Raw genomic sequence first — 19,565 nt, 5'->3', positions numbered from 1 at the left:
AAATACCCGCTTGTCCTAAAGATAGGGACAGGCGGGTATTTATATTTGGTGAATAAAAACTTTGACTTACTACGATTCGATAATTGAATCAGGATATGATTCTTCAATAATTTTTTCTTTATCCGTTACTACTGCTTAAATTTCTCGTCCGTATGCCTCGAACTGTGTAAGTGCTGGGAATAGTGCAGGATCATTAGATTGAATTAATTCGCTAAGTTTCACCCATTCCACTTGCCTTGGTTCAAAGAGAATAGCCTGTGCTTTTCCGGATTTCTCAAGAGATGAAGTTATAGAACTGCCATCAGAAAAAGACAAGGTAACCTGCTTCCAGTAATTATCATGGGGGAAGTCAGCTCTCAGGTACAATACGATCTTATCAATTTCAACAAGACGTCCAAAATGAAGTGTGAATTCTGCATCTAGTCGTTGATTAATTCCCCATGATTCAAATGGCCACTCTCCATGTGAATAGGTTGCCGTATTGCCATTAATTGCATTTCGGGCAGCAAACACGGCCTCACCACGCGTCTCAACATTAGCTGAAGCATGGGGGTACAACGTTGAGTTGGTATGATGATCATGTGAATTTGCGGCAAGATTTTTGTAGGTACTAATCTCCTCAGTGGATGCAACCCGTACAGTCAGCAAATGTGGTTGACCCGTAAATGACTTGGGAGAATATGAGGTTTTCTTTTCATTAAAAGGGATGCTTAGACGGTACTCTTGCCCAGACAGATATACAAAATCCGGATTCAAAGCATCATCCAGCTGGATATACAAATAGACGCCGTCCCTGGAACTTCTGAGCACAATAGAATCTCCAGGTTGATACGGTTGATCATATACCAGATGAGTGTGGTTCGTATCGGTATGCTCGGCAAGGATAGTTCCATCTTCACACTGTACTTCAATGGTTAAATGAATCATAAATACACCTCGGTTTGTAAGATTAGGAATGACATTAACTTTAAGGATGTAAACCGCTTTCAGGGCACTATGGGACGGGTCCCAAATATCAGGCTGCGTCTAACAAAAACAACGTTCTATTACGCGAATTAAGATGAGGAACCTCAATGGATTAACGAGCCGCCGAAGCATAAATACGGTGATTTTCCCCCGTGAAGATCCGCGATTCATATGTACAAATATGTACAATCCACTCACAATCCATATTTTTTCAAAATTGTAGCACTCGTCTCATGAACTCACAAGAGAAATTCCCCAATTTAACGGAGAATGTGAAAAAAATAGTATTTGCCCACTTTTATCATCGGATTTTGGGTACACTTCTAACCAATTTATCTATATCTTCATGAAGAAAACATTCTAAGGGAAGGAGATATCGTTTATTTATGGAAGCGTTTACTTTTAATTCGACATTTTATTGAATCAGGAGGCTGTGAAATGAAGCAGTGCTGCAAAATTATAAAATGGATGGTTATTCGTGTGTTAGTAGTAAGTCTCTGTTTAGTTATAACTACCTTTCCAAGCAGGGTATCCGCTGATGATTCGGTTATCCATACCCAGCCTGCAATCTTGGAGACGGTAAGCCAAGAGGGATTCGTTCATCCTTCTGTAGGTTTCACTGGTGATGCACTGAAGCTGATGCAGGAGAAGGTTGCCATTGGCGCAGAGCCGTGGGCAAGTGCATTCGAGGACTTCAGGAACAGTCGCAGTGGATCACTGGATTATGATATTCGGAATCAAAGTAAGCTGGATAAAACGAAACCCGCATACACCAAGATCGACAATGATGCAAAAGCCAAGGAAGCCAAGGTGGATGCAGAAGCGGCATTTACCCACGCAGTCATATGGGCTGCTACAGGTGATGTTCGTTACCGTGAGAAAGCAATGACCATTGTTCGTCTTTGGTCCCAAATTGATCTGGGCAATCCAAAAGGATTTACAGATTCGCATATTAGTATCGGTGATGCCATGGTTAACATGGTTAGAGCTGCCGAATTGTTGCGGTATACGGAGGGCAGCGGGGAATGGGCGTGGACGGATACGGATACGACGAATTTTACGCAGAACTATCTGATGGCCTTCTACGATGGCAACTTCTATCATAACAATGGTCGCTGGATGAACCAGCATGGTATTATCACTCAGGCCTATATGATGGCTGCTATTTTCTCGGATAATCAGCAATGGTACCAAGAGGCTGTGGAGTGGGCAACAGCCAATAAAACGGCAACGTTCAAAGGGCAATCCGGTGATATTTTCCATCAGATTCGCTATGTCACACAAAATGAAAGAACGGGTGCACCTGTCGAGCCCCATGTACAACTTGTGGAAATGTTCCGCGATATGGGCCACGCTTCAGGAAATACGTCCACATTATCCATGATTGCCTACATGACTGAAATCCAGGGTACGAAGGTCAACCCGGACCCGGCTTCACCAACATTCGGAGAAGTGACGGAGGCTTCAGATGGTGTAGGAATGTTCGAATTCCTCGACAATCGGATATTGGCTGGAGCCAATGAGCTTGCCAAATATAATCTGGGTTACGATATCTTGTATACACCAGTTAATATTAGCAATGCTGTGGTTGGTGATCCAACAGGCAATTACGCTGATACCGTCAGTGATAACGGCAGAGGATTGGGGTACGCGTCCGAAGTCACATACGGATACTACATGCATCATTTGACTCAGCCACTGGATCCTGATGATGAAAGGATTAAATATCTGGCACAAGCTATCGAAAAGCAAGGTGGATTGAAAGCGATCCCATCTTATGTTCTGTTACAGGGGACCAATGACTTGGCGACAGGTGAGGTGGTTGGTCCACCAAAGCCACTAAGCAATCCGCCGTATATGGAAGTGACAGCAGCATATGACCGCTTGCAGGCGTTCGATTATGTGGGTAGGAGTGAAACCACCAGCACGAGTACGTTTCAGGATATGGACGGTATGCGTTCCGTACTGTATGACGTTCGCTATGAGAATCAGTACACATGGTATGACCTAGATCTAGACGACAGTTACAACGAGATTACGATTCGGGCTGCAAGTAATTCGAATGTGGGCACTAAAGTGGATGTAATCTTGTTGGATGGTGTGGGCGGACTTGATCGCACCAATGTTACGACAGCTGATCTTGCCAAAGGTGAAGTACTAACTACCTTGCAGGTACCGAACACCGGATGGTGGACCAATTATGCGACGGTCTCAAGCAAGCTAAGTAAGCCTTTGTCAGGTAAGCATCTGATCGCATTCAAGTATTATGGCAGCGCAAACGCATTGTCATATCAGATTGCGTTCGACTGGTTCGCATTCTCAGATGGCTATGCAGGCGATGAACATACAGCTCTGTCAGGTGTCCTCTCCGGAGAAGCTACTAAAGCTTCAGACGGTGTGAATCTGAGTGAAAGAGGGGCAATCACATTCGGCAAAATGAATTTTGATAGTGGTAACAATAGTATTGAATTACAGGCCAAAACAACAGATGCGACTGGCAAACTGCTGTTATACAGCGGGGAAACACTGGTAGCAACCTACAAAATGCCAAATACGAGCAATGCTATGGTCAAATTCACCTCTGAAGTTGCATCAGCAGACTTGGCTAAGATCAAGGGCATTCATGATATCACTCTAAGGTATAAAGGCAGCTCGCCAATTACACTTAAGACATACCGGAATATTGAACGGAATCGTTTGGCGAACGTAGAAACAATTGGCAGTCAAGCCAACTTCATTGCCGATCAGGCTATTCCGATTTCCGGTACATTTGAGACAGGCAAAGAAGGCACCCGCTCTTATATTCTGACAAAGAACGAAAGCCTTGTTTATTTGAGCAAGGCCGCACTTCAAGTGGATCGTACCAAGGACAGCATTGTTTCCTTTACGGTCAGAACTAATGGAGCGGCCAAATTGCAGCTGCAAAGAGATTCATCCACTCCCCCTTTTTCTACGATCCGAGTGCCGGATACTAAAGGCGAGTGGCTTCGGGTGAGTACTAACATATCAGATAAATATGTAAAATCGGATGACTACCCAACCTATTTGAAAAGTCTTTTCCTTTCCATCATGACGGATAATGAAGACACAGAAGTCATGCTGGGCAGCTACACACTTGATCCAGCCGATACCTCGCCAGTAATCAAGTTGACAAGTGAACAAGGGTTTGAACTCACAAGCGTAGCGGCCTACGAGAATGGCGAAGATATGAATTTGAAGGTATCCATTGAAGATCTAGACTCTGTGAATGTATCTTTATCGACGGATAATCAGGATTATATTGACAGTAGTGGACTGAATGGAAAGGCAGGCGGGACGTTAATTGTTAAACCAGTCGGACTTGCGCCAGGTGAATATGTCTTCCATATCTATGCGCAGGATGATACATCCAATTACGTCGATCAGGAAGTGAAGCTGTCCATATACCCTGAAGAGGAGAATAAGGCCCCTGAAGGATTGACTGCAGCTTTAACGGGGCCGACTTCCGTACTTTTGAACTGGCAGGAAGTCAAAGGAGCAACTTACTACACCATCTATCGCAAGCAAGGAGCTGGGGGCACCTATACCAAGTGGAAAGAAACCACTTCGACTGAATTGAGCGATGCTGATCTGAAACCCGGTACGTTGTATGCTTACCAGGTAGCAGCTGGAGGCAACGCAGGAGAAACGGCAAAAAGCAGTCCTATAGATGTAACAACCCTATCTGCGATTCAGGTTACGCAATCGATGGTCAAGGCTTCATCCAAACAGTGGGATGCAAGTGACTCAACAGGAATCGGGACTCCCGAGAGTAATGGATGGTGGGCATTTGATGGCAATATAGAAACGGCACCAGATGCGTTAACCAATCCAAGCTGGATTCTGATTGATTTAGGTCAAAACAATGCACCAATCCTGGGCGGTGTAAAATTTTATCCGCGCAGTACCCATCTTAATCGGATGAAGGATGCTGTGATTCAAGGCTCGAATGATGGTACAACATTTGAGACTCTGTACACTATTGGAACCATCTCTACTGCCAAGTGGTATTTTGTGGGAATGACGAACAATAAGGGATATCGATATCTTCGGTATTACACACCTAAGGGCAATGCCAATGTGGCAGAGCTTGAGTTCTACCAAAAAGCAGCAATTGCTCCAGAGCCTAACCAATCGCCAATATTTGCCGATTTGTCTCCGGTGACGGTGACGGCAGGTCAAGAGGTGAAGCAGACGCTTGTTGCTACGGATCCGGAAGGGGATTCCATCACGTATGCGGGTATAGGTCTGCCAGCAGGAGCGCAGCTGGATACAGCTACGGGTGAATTTAGCTGGACGCCAGAAGCAGCAGGGAGCTACGTACTGCAATTCAAAGCGACTGATGCCAAAGGTGCAGCAACTGTTGCTACCTGGACCATCACGGTAAAAGAAATAGCAGAACCACAGCCAGGAGCGGAAAATTCGGCTACACTACGCGGACCATTAACAGCTGCACCGGGGCAAACGGTGGACTTGAACATCGGTGTACATGGCGTCACGAATGGTTTCACAACGGCACAATTGACCGTAACTTACGATACGTACAAGTTGCAATTCCCAACAACCGAGGACGAACAAGGACTTACTATTCTTGCTGATGGAGCAGTGACTTCTTCAGAAGAATACTTGCAAATCATCGGAACAGGGGTGAAACCGGAATCCGGTGAAATTCTCCTTATTGTGGCTAACACAAACCAGAATCAGATTAACGATTCGGGCGATCTTATCAATTTGCATGGGCAAGTCAAGACAGATGCGACCACTGGCCAAGCACAAGTCAGCTTAAGTAATTTCGAAGTTTCCGCAGACGGAAATTCTAACATGCTGGATACCTCGACAGCGTCAATCACTATTCAGATTCAAGTCGATAAGACACAGCTAACTGCTGCAATCCAGTCCGCACAATCCCTGCATGACACGGCAGTGGAAGGCAGCGATACCGGACAGTATCCGGTTGGTTCCAAAGCAGTGCTCCTTACAGCCATCGAACATGCAAGTGCGGTAACGACGAATGAGGCGGCAACCCAAGCTGAAGTAGATGCCAAAGTTATAGAACTGAATCGGGCGGTTGAAGCATTTACAGAGCTTGTAATCGGCGTAAGCAAAGCTGAATTACAACAGACGATCTTGCAAGCACAGCAATTGTCCGCAACGGCTGTTGTAGGATCATCACAGGGGCAGTACCCGTTTGAGGCCAAAAATGTATTCGATGCGGCAATTCAAAGTGCGATGGTCGTTCGCGACAACACTGGGAGCACTCAGGCCGAAGTGAACACAGCAGTCACTGCTTTGAAAACGGCCATTACTACATTCAGGAGTAGTGTTCATACTGCAACCCCTCAGCCGACAGACCATACTGGGTTGGCAGTTCAGATCCAATCCGTTCAAAAACAACTGGACAAAGCTGTTGCTGGAACAAAAATTGGTCAGTATCCTCAACAAGCCATTTCGATCCTGAAAGCTGCTCTGAATACGGCAAATGAGGTGAAAAACAATACAGCGGCAACACAATCAAGTGTTGATGAAGCATTAGCAAATTTACAATCTGCTGCAAGTACATTTGCTGCACAGATGATTACTCTTGTTCCAGGCCAGACTCAAGTCAGTATCAAAGATCTCTCTATCATTGCGAAGTATTATGGAACAAAATCAACAGATGCAAGCTGGACCGATATTGAGAAAGCAGATCTGTTCGATGGGGGTGAGATCACCATTCGTGAGTTGGCTGCTGTTGCTCAGATGATTGTTGGTGACTGGCTGCAAAATAAATAGGTATGATCAAGGGAGGGCGCACCTGTCGCCTTCCTTCTGATCATTCATGTGACAGGGAGGGTCTCCATTGAGATCGAAGACCAAGTTTAAGCAAATAGAAATAAGGAAGGTGTGGACAAGTTTCTTGGTGCTACTGATGATCTGTACAACGAGTGTGAATGCAGCCACAACAGAGCAGTTAGCGCGTCCAAGCTTTGAGTTAAAACTGAATTCTATTAATAACAATCTCGTTGAAGTTTCGGTCATCGGACATGACCTTGAGGATCTGTATGCCTATGAAATGAATCTGGAATTTGATGCAAATAGGCTTAATTTTTCCAAAGCAAGCGCAGGAACTGTTGGATATACGGTCGTGCCGAAAGCGGAGGGGAATTATCTCAAGATTGCCCATACCAAAGTGGGCAGCGTGAAAGGTGATAGTGGGGATCAACTATTGACGACCCTGCAATTTAGTGTGCAACGTGCTGGTAACAGCACGATTACACTTCAGAATATCAAGCTGGTGGACTCAAAGCTAAATATGTCTAGCATGACACCTGCACTGCAGGAGACCATACATGCGGAATCAGGGATCAGCTTCAGTGACATAACGGGGCATTGGGCAGAGGCTTCCATTTTAAAGGCGGTAGATGCCGGATTTATTGACGGGTATACGGACGGCACGTTCCGTCCTAAGCATGAGGTCACTCGCGCCGAGTTTGCTGTTATGTTTAGCAGAGCACTTAAACTTGATGTGAATGAATCAGATGCAACTTTCGCCGATGCGAACCAGATCCCGGCTTGGGCTTCCTCCCACGTGCAAGCAGCAGTGAAGAAGCGACTTATTACCGGTTATGCCGACCACACCTTCCGACCAAACGCGAAGATGAGTCGTGCCGAGATGGCAGCGGTTGCTGTTCGCGCACTCGGCAAGACACAACATGATGTGACTTACGTGAATGAATTTACTGATGCGAGCGATTTTTCTTCTTGGTCGAAACCTTTCATTCATGAGGCTGTAGAATCAAGCATTATGCAGGGGATAGGGAACAATCGTTTCTCGCCAAACACGAATGTGACCCGCGCAGAGGCAGTTACCGTGATCTTAAATGTGTTAAGGAATTGAATTGGTCAGGATAAAGGAAGAATGTAAGGAAAGTTGGATTTACCCTCTTTTTTCATCGAATATTGCCTGTTTTTATATGTAAATTAACAAGTAGAATACATTTGTAAGCGATTACATTCTATCTTTTCCACATCCATCTTAAAGGAGTGATTTTATGCCACAACGGTCCACCAAAGCAAAGCTCATGAGTACTATGCTAGTCATCATCATGCTTCTGATCCCTGCGTATAGTGTAGCTTCACCGGAAACGGCAGAAGCAGCAACATTTACTCATCCTGGAATTTTGCATAATGCTACGGATCTCACCAGAATGACTGCCAATCAGAACACAGAACCTTGGAAGTCAGCATTAGCAAATTTCAAAACAGATAGCAAAGCATCCTCATCTTATGCAAAACAAGGACCTTATAGTACGGTTTGCAGGAACGATTCTACTTCTACATGTACGAGTACGAATTATGGAAATAGTGCTTTAGAGAATGATGCGAGAGCAGCTTATTATAACGCTCTCCTATGGAATGTGACGGGAACACAGGCGTATGCTAATAAAGCCATTGAGATTCTCAATGCTTGGTCGAGCACATTAACTAGCATTGCTGGAACAGATGCACAGCTTGCTGCTGGTGATAATGGCATTTTTCTTGCCAATGCAGGCGAATTGTTACGATATAGCAACTCAGGCTGGGCTGCAGCTAATATTACACAACTGGAAAATATGTTGACCAACGTTTTTTATCCTCATATTCAATCCCCGGGGGATGCAAACTGGGGTGGATCCGCAATGAAATCCATGATTTCAATCGCGATATTCACGAACAATCAGACGATGTTTGATTCTGCAATATCTAATTTCAGAACGAATGCTTGTGCTTCTGTGACGAGAAATGTTATGTCTACAGGGCAGATTTCCGAATCGGGGCGAGATCAGGTTCACGCTCTTGGTGGACTTGGCAACTTAACGGTTGTGGCAGAAATCGCCTGGAAGCAGGGTGTTGATTTGTTTGGAGATGGAGATAATCGACTCTTAGCTGGCTCGGAATATTGGTCCAATTATAATCTGGGCAATGAACCAACTTCATGGGATTCAACATACGGACGTTGTACCATGGGACCTTGGAGTGGTATTAATGGAACGGGAAGAAGTGCTACCATCGGATGGGCACAAAATGAAATCATATATGCTCACTATGTAACACGCAAAGGATTGACTGCTCCGTATACAACCAGTTATATGAATGGCATGCCAGCAACAGATACGGATGCAGCTCTGCTCACATTTGCATACAGACTGGGTACCACTACCGATTCAACGAAGCCATCAGCACCGACGGGTTTAACCGTCAAACCGTTGTCTGACAAAGTTATTAATTTGAGCTGGTCACCTTCAACGGATAATATTGCTGTAAGTGGTTACAAAATTTACAGGAATGGGACCATTGTGGGATATTCACCAACTACGGACTATACCGATGCTGGACTGACTACTTCTACAGCTTACAACTATCAAGTAAGTGCTTATGATGCGAAGTCAAACACATCTACAACAAGCAGCACGGTAAGTGCTACGACACTGTCATCTGCGAATGCACAGATCCCGTTTTCTTCGCAGGATATTGGTAGCGTCGGTGTTGCTGGAAGTTACAGTTATAGTGCCGGGACCTATACAATAAAAGGGGCTGGAAGTGATATCTGGGATAAATCAGATCAGTTTAGATTTGCTTATGTGCCGTTAAAAGGAGACCGGACGATTACAGCTCGTGTTGCCAGTCTGACGAATACCCATTCATCTGCCAAGGCAGGAGTCATGATTCGAGAATCTCTGTTTGAGGATGCCAGTAATGTGTATGCTGCTATGAAACCAGGACTCGCCGTATTCCAAAATCGGACGGCACCTGGCGCGATCACGAATTCTACGACGTCCGCAACGGTGAGTGCACCTTATTGGGTCAGAGCGACCAGATCGGGGAACACCGTAACGACCTACATTTCTGCAAATGGTGTTACATGGACTCAGACAGGTTCGTCATCCATTTCTGCTGCAAGTACAGCCTATGTAGGACTTGCGGTGACGTCTCATGCAAACACGACGCTTACAACTGCTACATTTGACAATGTAAGTGTTCAGTAGGAACAGTTGATCTAAAGCTAGCCAAATTCATTTCTCTAAATCTTATTTCAATTGAGAAACCTCCAAATTTCTGCTTTCGCTGCGGGTCTGGAGGTTTCTTCGTTGAGTAGGTTTTGAATGCTATATTTCATGGCTCTCCAACCCGCTCTTTTTTTGATTTAACTTATACTTCAAAGGTGTGACCTGGTACGTTTTTTTGAAACACGAGATAAAATGTGAAACATTTTGGAAGCCTACGTGATGACTTATGTATTCCACCGACATAGTTGTCGTTTCCAGCATATGAGCTGCTACTTTAATTCGTTTGGCAGTAAGATACTCGCTCAAATTGCTTCCAGTTTCATTCTTGAAAAGCCGGGACACATAGGATCTTGTGAAATGCAGTTGGTCTGCCAGCTTGTTGAGAATGTTAGATTCCATATAATGTTCATCCAACCACTGCATAATAAGCTCAGAATGTTCTTTCTTGCGCCGAGTAAGACTGGGTTTCGATTGATCTTTAGGGAAGATCCTTGCCATAGCACTAAGAAACTGAAGAACGAATACGGTAATTTCCTCCCGGGATTCACCTTGTTCCATGTGAGCAATTTGTCCGTAATCTTCCACACAGTAGCTAAAGAGATCCATATCTCTGCTTAAGTCAAATGCGCGCTCAATCTCATTGGAATAGCACAAACGATCAAACCATTCTCTGCGACGTGGATAGTCTTTTAAATACTGATCTATAACCACATGATCTAAATGGATCACTGCTCTTTCGTAATGACTTTCATGAGTTACTTTAGCAAAGACTTTGTGTATTTCGAATGGCTGGAATACATAGAGCATCCCCGGCTTGATTGGATAGGTCTTATTATTCATGACCACTGTACCCTTACCTTCAAATACGATCAAAAACTCGCAGCACTGGTGCCAATGATAAAAACTACTGTTTGTTTTGCTTGTTCGATGACGATCTGTCCACACCACAGGTTTTCCATGAAACGGGACTGATTCAAAACCGACTTCCATGAAAATCACTCCACACCATTTTTACTAGATTGTAGCATTGCTTTATCATTTGTCAAAAGTGCAACAGAACGGTATTTTCATTAAACGCAGCAAAACTTTTGCGGGTTTTAGCATGATACACTGATGCTGTTCCAACTAGATGATGAATGAGAATCCAAAACAGGAAAGCGGGAACCGGCATGTTAAATACAGAAGAGCAACGAGTCTGGCTACAAGATATTGAGCAACGTATTATTCAAAAATTAGACTGGGTGAGCGAAAAATCCAAAAACAAAATTCCATACACTACCGTTAATGGTGTACATGATGACCGGTCTGTCGAAAATCCTAGTGGTACACATGCAGACGGGATTAACTGGTGGACCAATGGTTTCTGGGGTGGAATGATGTGGCAGATGTACTACAATACGGGTCAAGAGAAATACAAAAATGTTGCAAACATCTCAGAAGACAAGCTCGATGCGGGCCTTCAGCAGTATTACGGTCTGCATCATGATGTGGGATTTATGTGGCTACCAACCAGTGTCGCAAACTATAAACTGACCAAGAATCCTGAATCTCGCAAACGGGCGCTTCACGCTGCCAACTTGTTGGCAGGACGCTACAACCCGATGGGAGAGTTTATTCGCGCATGGAACGACATCAGTGGAGAAGACACTCGAGGATGGGCCATTATTGACTGTATGTTTAACATCCCCTTGCTCTATTGGGCAACGGAAGAAACTGGAGATCCCCGATTTATGCAGATTGCCCTCAAGCATGCCCATACGGTCATGAACACATTTGTACGTCCTGATGGTTCCGTCAATCATATTGTAGAATTCGACCCGTTTACAGGGGGTGTTATAAAATCATATGGTGGGCAAGGGTATGGTGAAGGCTCATCTTGGACGAGAGGTCAGACGTGGGGATTGTACGGTTTTATGATGAGCTACATTCATACAGGCAAAAAGGAATATCTCGATACGGCGAAACGCATTGCTCATTACTTTATCGCCAACATTCCGGATAATGGAATTACTCCTATTGACTTTAGACAACCGAAGGAGCCAGCATATGAAGATTCAACAGCTGCAGCAATTGCAGCTTGCGGACTAATTGAAATTTCCAAGGCAGTCGAACTTCATGAGAAGGAACTATATCTGAAACCTGCCATTAAATTGCTGAAAACATTGGATGAAGACAGAGCAGACTGGACCACAGATTGCGATTGTATCCTCAAAAATGGATCAGCTGCGTATCATGCCAAAGAGCATCATCAATCTATTATTTATGGAGATTACTACTTTATAGAAGCGGTATATAAGTTAAAAGGAACTGACTTGTATTTCTGGTGAACTGTTTAATTATTCATATAATTATATTCCGGTGGGAATGAAAAAGAGGGCTTGCTTTCACAGCAAGTTCTCTTTTTTTGGTTAACATTTTTATTACAAAACAAAGTTGTTTTTCCGTACTAAGGGCGTTGGATTTTACCTCATGGGTCATTTGTATTCCATGTTAAGATGATTTCACACCAAACAAACACATAGACAAGGATCTGGAGGAGGCCTTAGACAACGTGACGACAAACACGAAAATTCAAACGTTCAATACCAAGAGCGTAAAGAGGACATCTACATTATGGGCTTTGATTAAACGAGACTGGTTCCTTTATCTGCTACTAGTTCCCTTTTTATTATGGTATGTCATGTTTGCATTCAAGCCGATGTATGGCATACAGATTGCATTCAAGGACTATAGCATATTTAGAGGAATTCAGGGTAGCGAATGGGTAGGTCTTCAACACTTTCAGGAATTTTTACAAAGTGAATATTTCTACAGAGTGTTAAAGAATACACTGATTATCAGCTTGTACGCATTGCTATTTGTATTTCCAGCACCAATTATTTTTGCTCTACTACTCAATGAGGTCAAGAGTTCCAAATTCAAAAAAGTTGTGCAAACGTTTACTTATATGCCCCACTTTATATCGGTTGTTATCGTAGCAGGAATTGTCACTAACTTCCTGGCTCCCGGAAACGGTATAGTCAATCTGATTATTGAAAAGTTTGGTGGCGATAAAATTTACTTCCTGGCTGATGCGAGTTTCTTCCGAACGATACTGAACTCCATGAACATTTGGCAGGGTACCGGGTTTGCGGCCATCATATATATTGCTGCATTATCCGGTGTTAATTCGGAACTGTATGAAGCCGCTGTTATTGATGGAGCGAGCAAATGGAAACGTACACTTCACGTTACGATTCCGGGAATCCTTCCAACGATCATGATCATGCTCATACTGCAGATCGGTAGCTTGCTCGAGGTTGGGTATGAAGCCATAATTCTTCTCTACCAACCGGTAACTTACGCAACTGCGGATGTTATTAGTACCTATGTCTATCGTGAAGGTATAGTAAACGGAAGGTATGATATGGCTGCGGCAGTAGGATTATTTAACTCAGTCGTTGGATTTATTCTCATCATCGCTGCAAATAAACTGAGCAAGAAATATACAGAATCTGGACTATGGTAGGTGATAGCTTATGATGGAGAGTCGTGGAGAAAAAGTATTCTATGTATTCAACTATATTATTCTGGGTTTGTTCGCCTGTCTGACCTTGTATCCGTTCTTATATGTCCTGTCAGCGTCTATAAGTTCCCCACAGGCAGTAGTGACAGGAGAGGTTCTTTTGCTTCCAAAAGGAATTACGTGGGAAGCTTATACTTCAGTGCTGGGTGAGAAAGGGATTTGGACCGGTTATGGCAATACGATTTTCTACACGGTTGTCGGCACATTAACAAGTATGATTTTGACGATCTGTGGTGCATATCCACTGGCGAAGAAAAGGCTGAAAGGCCGGACAACGATTAATTTGATCATTTCTTTCACACTGATTTTCAATGCTGGTATGATTCCGATGTACCTGAACTTCCAGAGTCTTGGTTTGCTGGATAATCGTTTTGGTATAATTATCGGGTTTGCGATAAGTACATTTAACTTTGTTATTCTGCGTACGTTCTTCCAGTCACTTCCCGAGGAGATTGAAGAGGCAGCGCGTATTGACGGTGCAGGCGATATCGGTGTTATGATGCGGATCGTGCTGCCACTCTCGAAGGCTCCGCTAGCTACAATCGGATTGTTTTACGCTGTATCGAGATGGAACGGCTACTTCTGGTCCATGATCATGCTGCGGGATGAGAGCAAGTTCCCGCTACAGGTTCTACTGAACAGACTTGTTGTACAGATGAAACCATCGGAAAACATGATGAACGATGTTTCCTTTACAACAGGAGAAACTGTCATTTATGCTACAATCGTGGTTGCCATTATTCCGATTATCGCTGTCTATCCATTTATACAAAAATATTTTGTTAAGGGTGTCATGATCGGTTCATTAAAGGGTTAAGTAACTATCCGAATGTTGTCATAACAAGACTTCATTTTGATATAGAAGGTTTACTATCACAGAGGGGGCATTTGTGTGAAAAGAAAAGCGTCTTTATTATTGGCATCTCTGTTAGTGAGTGCGACTGTACTCGGAGCGTGTAGTTCGAGCAATACTGCGAGTAATACCACGAACAATACACAGACTTCATCCAAGGGCACTGAAGGTAAGGAAACAGCGAATCTGAGCATCTTCTATTTTGATGATGCGGGTGTAGTCAAGATGGACTCACCTGTCCTGAAAAAGGCAGCTGAACTGACCGGGGTAACTTTGAACAACGTGGCTTCTGCTGGCGGGGAGGAGAAGCAGGCCTATAACCTGATGCTGGCTTCCGGTACATTGCCGGATATTGTGAGTTATTATACGGCGGATCTGAACTCCATTGGAGCCGAAGGTGCTTTGGAACCACTGAATGATTATATCGATAAATTGGCGCCGAACTTCAAGAAGTTTCTTGATGAACACGAAGAAGTGAGAAAAACGATTACTGCTGCCGATGGAAATATATATGCCATTCCTTTTGTCGCAGATGGTAGCGCTTCCACAGGTTGGTTTATTCGTCAGGATTGGCTGGACAAGTTGAATCTGGATATGCCAAAGACAGTAGATGAATATTATGAAGTCTTAAAAGCCTTCCGTGACCAGGACCCGAACGGCAATGGCAAAAAAGATGAAGTGCCTTTCATGCAACGTGATAACGTTGTTGGGGTATACAGCTTGCTTCCTTTATGGGATGCTTATCATTCTTTCTATATTAAAGATGGAAAAATCGTATATGGTCCTTATGAGGACCAATTCAAAACAGGAATCGAGAACATCGCTAAGTGGTATAAGGAAGGCTTGATCGACAAAGAAATCTATACTCGTTCTAAAGCACGAGAGGTCTTGTTGGGCAACAACACTGCGGGTTCCACACATGACTGGTTTGCGAGTACAGCTAACTTTAACCAATCTCTGAGCAAAGATGTTCCAGATCTCAACTTTATCCCGTTTGCTCCGCCTGCAAGTACTTCCGGCAAAGTGTATGAAGTAGGTAAACGTGCTCAGCTTAGTGGCTTCGGTTGGGGTGTTACGGCGCAAAGCAAGCATATCGAAGATGCAGTAAAATATTTTGACTTTTGGTGGAGTGAAGAAGGACGTCGATTGTTCAACTTCGGGATTGAAGGCGAGTCCTACACCATGGTTGATGGCAAACCGAAATTTACAGAGGAAGTCTTAAGCCAACCGGCGGTTAATGGCTACTTGGTAGAAGCCTTTGGCGCGCAATTGCCGAAAATGGGGGCATGGCAGGACTTCTCTTATGAAGAACAATGGACGAATGAAATTGCTTTGAAAGGCATTAAGGAATACCAGGATAAAAACATCATCTCTGATGATTATGTACTGCCAACATTGAACTTCACAAAAGAGGAGCAAAAACGTCTAGATGCGTTGAAAGGCCAGATTGATACGTATTTTGCAGAGAAAGCGCAGACCTGGGTCATGGGTGGTGAAAATGTGGAGGCCGGATTCGAGGCATACAAAACTCAACTGAAAAATCTTGGTGTAGAAGAATACATCCAAATCTACAATGATGCTTACGCTCGTTACCTAAGTATCCAATAGTGACATAACAGTGTAGCAGCAATGGAGAAGCCAAACGGCTTCTCTATTGCTATATATTCTTATGCGGTTAGTACGGTATACTATGAATTATTGATCATCGGGAGAATGAATATGAAAAAATGGCTATATTCAACTACATTCCGAGAGCGCATACAATTATCACTAATTTTGTTTACGATGGTTGCTGTAGTTGTCTGCGGAGGAACATCATATCTTATTGCCTCCCGGGTACTGGAGAACAAATCGTATTCCCTTAATCAAGGGATTATCGATAAATCAGCGCAATCTTTGGAGGAAAAACTGCGCAAAATTCGCCTTGCCGTTCTAACTTTTATGTCCAGCGATCAGTTTAATCAGTTGCTCAAGAGAACGGCAAAGGGCGGTGAACTCAGCTATTATGATCATTTCAAGTTGAATCAGTCACTACAAACGCCTATTTTTCAAATGAAGCTCATTGAGCCGGGCATCACGTCCATCTTGATTAACACTCCTGTTGGCGAGTACTTTTCTAACCCAGATAATCGAACTGGGGGAATTCCTTTCTCAGAGAGCAACGTATATCCTTTTTTAGAAAAGGGGCATCTTGCAGGATGGGTGGAATCACATCCGGATGATCTGTTTAGAACTGGTCAGAACGTGCTCAGTCTGATGTTTGTGCCTATCGTACAGAATGCACCGGCAGATACACATATTGTCGTTGATGTAAGTGAGAGTGCCTTGAAGGAGTACTTGCTAAAGAACAGTGGAGATGCCATTCCTGTTGTATTTACCGAGAATGGAAAACTTGCATTTGAAGCCGATTCCCTCTCCAGTCAACTGGCTGCCGACGCTGATTTCAGAAGCCGATTGAAGGATAATAAGGGACATTTTGAATATACGGTCAACCATATTCGCTATCTGGTCAATTATTCCACGGTGGCTTTTCCGGATAACTGGTTAATTGTACACCTTACTGAAAGAAATGTGCTTTTGAGAGATGTACGTTTGATTCAACTCGTCACGATCAGTGTCATCGTTATATTCGGTCTATTGGCATTGCTGGTATCACGAAAATTAACAAGTTTACTGCTGCGTCCATTAAATCAGTTACAATCCGTCATGAAAAAGGTCGAGCATAACGATTGGTCCGTTCGTTTTCAAGGCGAATACAAAGATGAGTTCACACACGTCGGCTTCAGGTTTAACAGCATGCTGGATCAGATTGAACTTCTTACTAGGGAGCGAATGGATGCACAACATGCCGAACGAATCGCCGAAATGAAGGCGTTGCAGGCTCAGATGAATCCGCATTTTTTGTATAATACGTTAAATACCATCCTGTGGAAATCTCACTCCAACAAACAGGAAGAAGTCCGAGAGATGATTATGTCCTTATCGGCTCTGTTCCGTGTGGGATTGAACAATGGGGAAGAGCTTACAACGGTGGGGAAGGAGCTGGAGCATGTAACCCAGTATTTGAAGATTCAAAAGCTATGTTATGCGAGCCTATTTGAATACACGATTGAATGTGATGAGGAGATTAAGCAGCTTTCCACGCTAAAATTGTTGTTGCAACCGTTGGTAGAAAACAGCATCCTGCATGGTTTCAAAGACTATCGAAATGAGGGACAGATTCATATCAGGGTTAAGGTAGTCAATAAGTTCCTGCAGATGAAAGTGATTGATAATGGTCAAGGCTTCGACGTTCAGGAGCATGAGGCAGATAATCCGCATTTTGATGTGTCGGATTGTGAAGGGTTTGCTCTCAGAAATATTGGTAAACGGCTTTCCTTGTACTATGGAAGCAGAGCAGAATTCAATGTAACCAGTACACCATATATACAAACTAGCATCGAAATTCTCATTCCGCTTGAAATCGAGGGGGCATCTTAAGATGAAGCACACATTTTCATTGGTCATTGTGGATGATATTCCTGCTGTCGTTGATGGGATTGCACATGACTTGCCTTGGGACGATTATGCCATAGAAGTGGTGGGTACCGCGTATGATGGTCTCGATGGATTAAAGCTCATTCAAGAGAAACAACCCGATATTATCGTTACAGATATCCGGATGCCGAAACTGAGTGGCATTGAAATGATTGAGCAGGCGAAACAATCCGGTGCGAAACTTATTTTTATTAGTGGATATTCGGACTTTAGCTACGCGCAACAGGTACTCAATCTTGGCGGGTTTGATTATATCTTAAAGCCTTTTACACCGGATGAGCTGTTGGAAACGATATGCAGAGCCACGGCACAGCTGGAAAAAGAAAAAGAAAGTCGTCATCATCTCATGGATGTGGAACGGAAATTGCGCGAAAGTATGCCCTTGCTAAGGCAGGAGTACTTGAATCTACTGGTGCGTTATTCTTCCCATCCGGAAACGGTGAAGGAGAAGTGGGATTTTCTGAACGTCAACATGAATGACCATTATTTCACGGTATTTACCGTGGAGATGGATAATTATTACACGAATAAGGCCGGTGTAAGTGATGTTGAATTACAGCGATTCTCATTACAGAATATTTTGGAGGAGACGATTCGTACATTTACCGGGGCCGTTGTGTTCAGGGACGATATTAACCGGTTCGTATGTATTGTGAACGATCGTGCGGATGCTGACAATGAGGAAATGCTGAAAATCGCTGAAGCCTGCCGAGAGAATGTGGAGAGATACACGCGTTATTCTATATCCATTGGCGTCGGCACCAAGGTGGAGCATATTCATGAATTACCCATCACGTATCAGCAGGCCATGTATGCCTTGTCCTATAACTTCTACACTGGAGGTAACAGTGTATTCGCTTATCCAATCTATGCGGAGAATCACGCGACCTATGTGAAATTTTCGTCGGAAAAAGAACGTGAGTTGGTCTACTTGCTTCGTTCCGGGGCTACGAGCAAAATTAATGAGGTACTGGATGGCATTTTTAGTGAATGGAAAGACAGTCAAGCCATGCCTACACCCGATAAAGTCAAAATGTTCTGGATTGAGTTAATGGTCAACGTTCGTAATGCCATCAACGAAGATCTGGAGTTTGTAGAACCACATTTCTTCGATCGCAAGATTCATAAGCTGACATATGATACAGATTCACTGACAGAGTTACAGTCCATCGTGGCCGAAATCTGTCATATGTATTGTGAGAACATAGGCAAGAAGCAGAAAGAAACTGCACATGTGGTCATTAATGAATCTATCGCCTATATTCGAGAACATCTGCACCTGAATGCATCCGTAGCGGATTATGCCAAACAGGTACATCTAAGTACCAGCTATTACTCCAACCTGTTCAAAAAAGTAACCAACCAATCGGTATTGCAATTTGTAGTGCAAGAACGAATTGAGAAGGCAAAAATTTTGATTTTACAGGGAATGACGCTTCAGGAAGTTGCCATGGAGGTTGGTTATGATGAACGCTCCTACTTCAGCGACGTCTTTAAGAAAAAAGTAGGCATGACGCCTTCCGAGTTTAAGAAGCAATATCAAAATTAATCAGTGGAATCATACATTATCATCAAAAGGCAGAACGCTAGGGAGAAGTTC

The 19,565-nt window shown here is 43.7% G+C and carries 11 protein-coding genes; 9 read left to right on the top strand and 2 right to left on the bottom strand.

Going from position 1 to position 19,565, the window contains the following annotated elements:
* Nucleotides 1-135: 135 nt before the first annotated feature.
* Nucleotides 136-927 (bottom strand): carbohydrate-binding protein, encoded by a 792-nt coding sequence (locus MHB49_RS17135; RefSeq protein ID WP_405152270.1) that lies wholly within the window; start codon nucleotides 925-927, stop codon nucleotides 136-138.
* A gap of 477 nt (nucleotides 928-1,404) precedes the next feature.
* Here MHB49_RS17135 and MHB49_RS17130 point away from each other — a divergent pair, with 477 nt between their 5' ends.
* From MHB49_RS17130 to MHB49_RS17120, 3 genes are all read left to right on the top strand, one after another.
* A complete protein-coding gene (locus MHB49_RS17130) occupies nucleotides 1,405-6,756 on the top strand; it encodes a carbohydrate-binding protein (RefSeq protein ID WP_405157009.1) in 5,352 nt (1,783 codons plus the stop codon).
* A gap of 127 nt (nucleotides 6,757-6,883) precedes the next feature.
* Nucleotides 6,884-7,861 carry an S-layer homology domain-containing protein gene (locus tag MHB49_RS17125; protein ID WP_405157157.1) on the top strand — a complete coding sequence of 326 codons (978 nt, stop codon included), beginning with the start codon at nucleotides 6,884-6,886 and terminating at the stop codon, nucleotides 7,859-7,861.
* Nucleotides 7,862-8,015: 154 nt separating this feature from the next.
* A complete protein-coding gene (locus tag MHB49_RS17120) occupies nucleotides 8,016-9,989 on the top strand; it encodes an alginate lyase family protein (protein ID WP_405157008.1) in 1,974 nt (657 codons plus the stop codon).
* A 120-nt stretch (nucleotides 9,990-10,109) separates the two neighbouring features.
* Here the strand turns inward: MHB49_RS17120 and MHB49_RS17115 are convergent, their stop codons facing one another.
* On the bottom strand, nucleotides 10,110-11,000 hold the full coding sequence (locus tag MHB49_RS17115; RefSeq protein WP_405157007.1) for a helix-turn-helix domain-containing protein: 891 nt from the start codon (nucleotides 10,998-11,000) through the stop codon (nucleotides 10,110-10,112).
* Between the two features lie 179 nt (nucleotides 11,001-11,179).
* Between MHB49_RS17115 and MHB49_RS17110 the strand changes: the two genes are divergently transcribed.
* From MHB49_RS17110 to MHB49_RS17085, 6 genes are all read left to right on the top strand, one after another.
* On the top strand, nucleotides 11,180-12,337 hold the full coding sequence (locus MHB49_RS17110; protein ID WP_405157006.1) for a glycoside hydrolase family 88 protein: 1,158 nt from the start codon (nucleotides 11,180-11,182) through the stop codon (nucleotides 12,335-12,337).
* Nucleotides 12,338-12,561: 224 nt separating this feature from the next.
* The gene (locus MHB49_RS17105; protein ID WP_405157005.1) at nucleotides 12,562-13,518 is read left to right on the top strand and encodes an ABC transporter permease; all 957 of its coding nucleotides are present in this window, start codon (nucleotides 12,562-12,564) and stop codon (nucleotides 13,516-13,518) included.
* 10 nt (nucleotides 13,519-13,528) lie between these two features.
* The gene (locus MHB49_RS17100; RefSeq protein WP_177185709.1) at nucleotides 13,529-14,392 is read left to right on the top strand and encodes a carbohydrate ABC transporter permease; all 864 of its coding nucleotides are present in this window, start codon (nucleotides 13,529-13,531) and stop codon (nucleotides 14,390-14,392) included.
* A 75-nt stretch (nucleotides 14,393-14,467) separates the two neighbouring features.
* Nucleotides 14,468-16,036: an extracellular solute-binding protein gene (locus MHB49_RS17095; protein ID WP_179264762.1), complete on the top strand. Its 1,569-nt coding sequence runs from the start codon at nucleotides 14,468-14,470 to the stop codon at nucleotides 16,034-16,036.
* A 111-nt stretch (nucleotides 16,037-16,147) separates the two neighbouring features.
* Nucleotides 16,148-17,908 carry a sensor histidine kinase gene (locus tag MHB49_RS17090; RefSeq protein WP_179264763.1) on the top strand — a complete coding sequence of 587 codons (1,761 nt, stop codon included), beginning with the start codon at nucleotides 16,148-16,150 and terminating at the stop codon, nucleotides 17,906-17,908.
* Nucleotide 17,909: 1 nt separating this feature from the next.
* Nucleotides 17,910-19,514, top strand: a complete 1,605-nt coding sequence (locus MHB49_RS17085) for a response regulator (protein ID WP_090898466.1) — start codon at nucleotides 17,910-17,912, stop codon at nucleotides 19,512-19,514.
* The last annotated feature ends 51 nt before the right edge of the window (nucleotides 19,515-19,565 follow it).

This window comes from Paenibacillus sp. FSL K6-0108, assembly GCF_045040695.1.
Lineage (GTDB): Bacteria > Bacillota > Bacilli > Paenibacillales > Paenibacillaceae > Paenibacillus > Paenibacillus pabuli_B.
Note: the sequence above shows the minus strand (reverse complement) of the source record. Positions and strands in the feature narration are given on the sequence as shown.

Coding starts and splice junctions, on each gene's coding strand:
- MHB49_RS17100 (WP_177185709.1), top strand. CDS start 13,529: ATGATGGAGAGTCGTGGAGAAAAAGTATTCTATGTATTCAACTATATT.
- MHB49_RS17130 (WP_405157009.1), top strand. CDS start 1,405: ATGAAGCAGTGCTGCAAAATTATAAAATGGATGGTTATTCGTGTGTTA.
- MHB49_RS17135 (WP_405152270.1), bottom strand. CDS start 927: ATGATTCATTTAACCATTGAAGTACAGTGTGAAGATGGAACTATCCTT.
- MHB49_RS17110 (WP_405157006.1), top strand. CDS start 11,180: ATGTTAAATACAGAAGAGCAACGAGTCTGGCTACAAGATATTGAGCAA.
- MHB49_RS17120 (WP_405157008.1), top strand. CDS start 8,016: ATGCCACAACGGTCCACCAAAGCAAAGCTCATGAGTACTATGCTAGTC.
- MHB49_RS17085 (WP_090898466.1), top strand. CDS start 17,910: ATGAAGCACACATTTTCATTGGTCATTGTGGATGATATTCCTGCTGTC.
- MHB49_RS17115 (WP_405157007.1), bottom strand. CDS start 11,000: ATGGAAGTCGGTTTTGAATCAGTCCCGTTTCATGGAAAACCTGTGGTG.
- MHB49_RS17090 (WP_179264763.1), top strand. CDS start 16,148: ATGAAAAAATGGCTATATTCAACTACATTCCGAGAGCGCATACAATTA.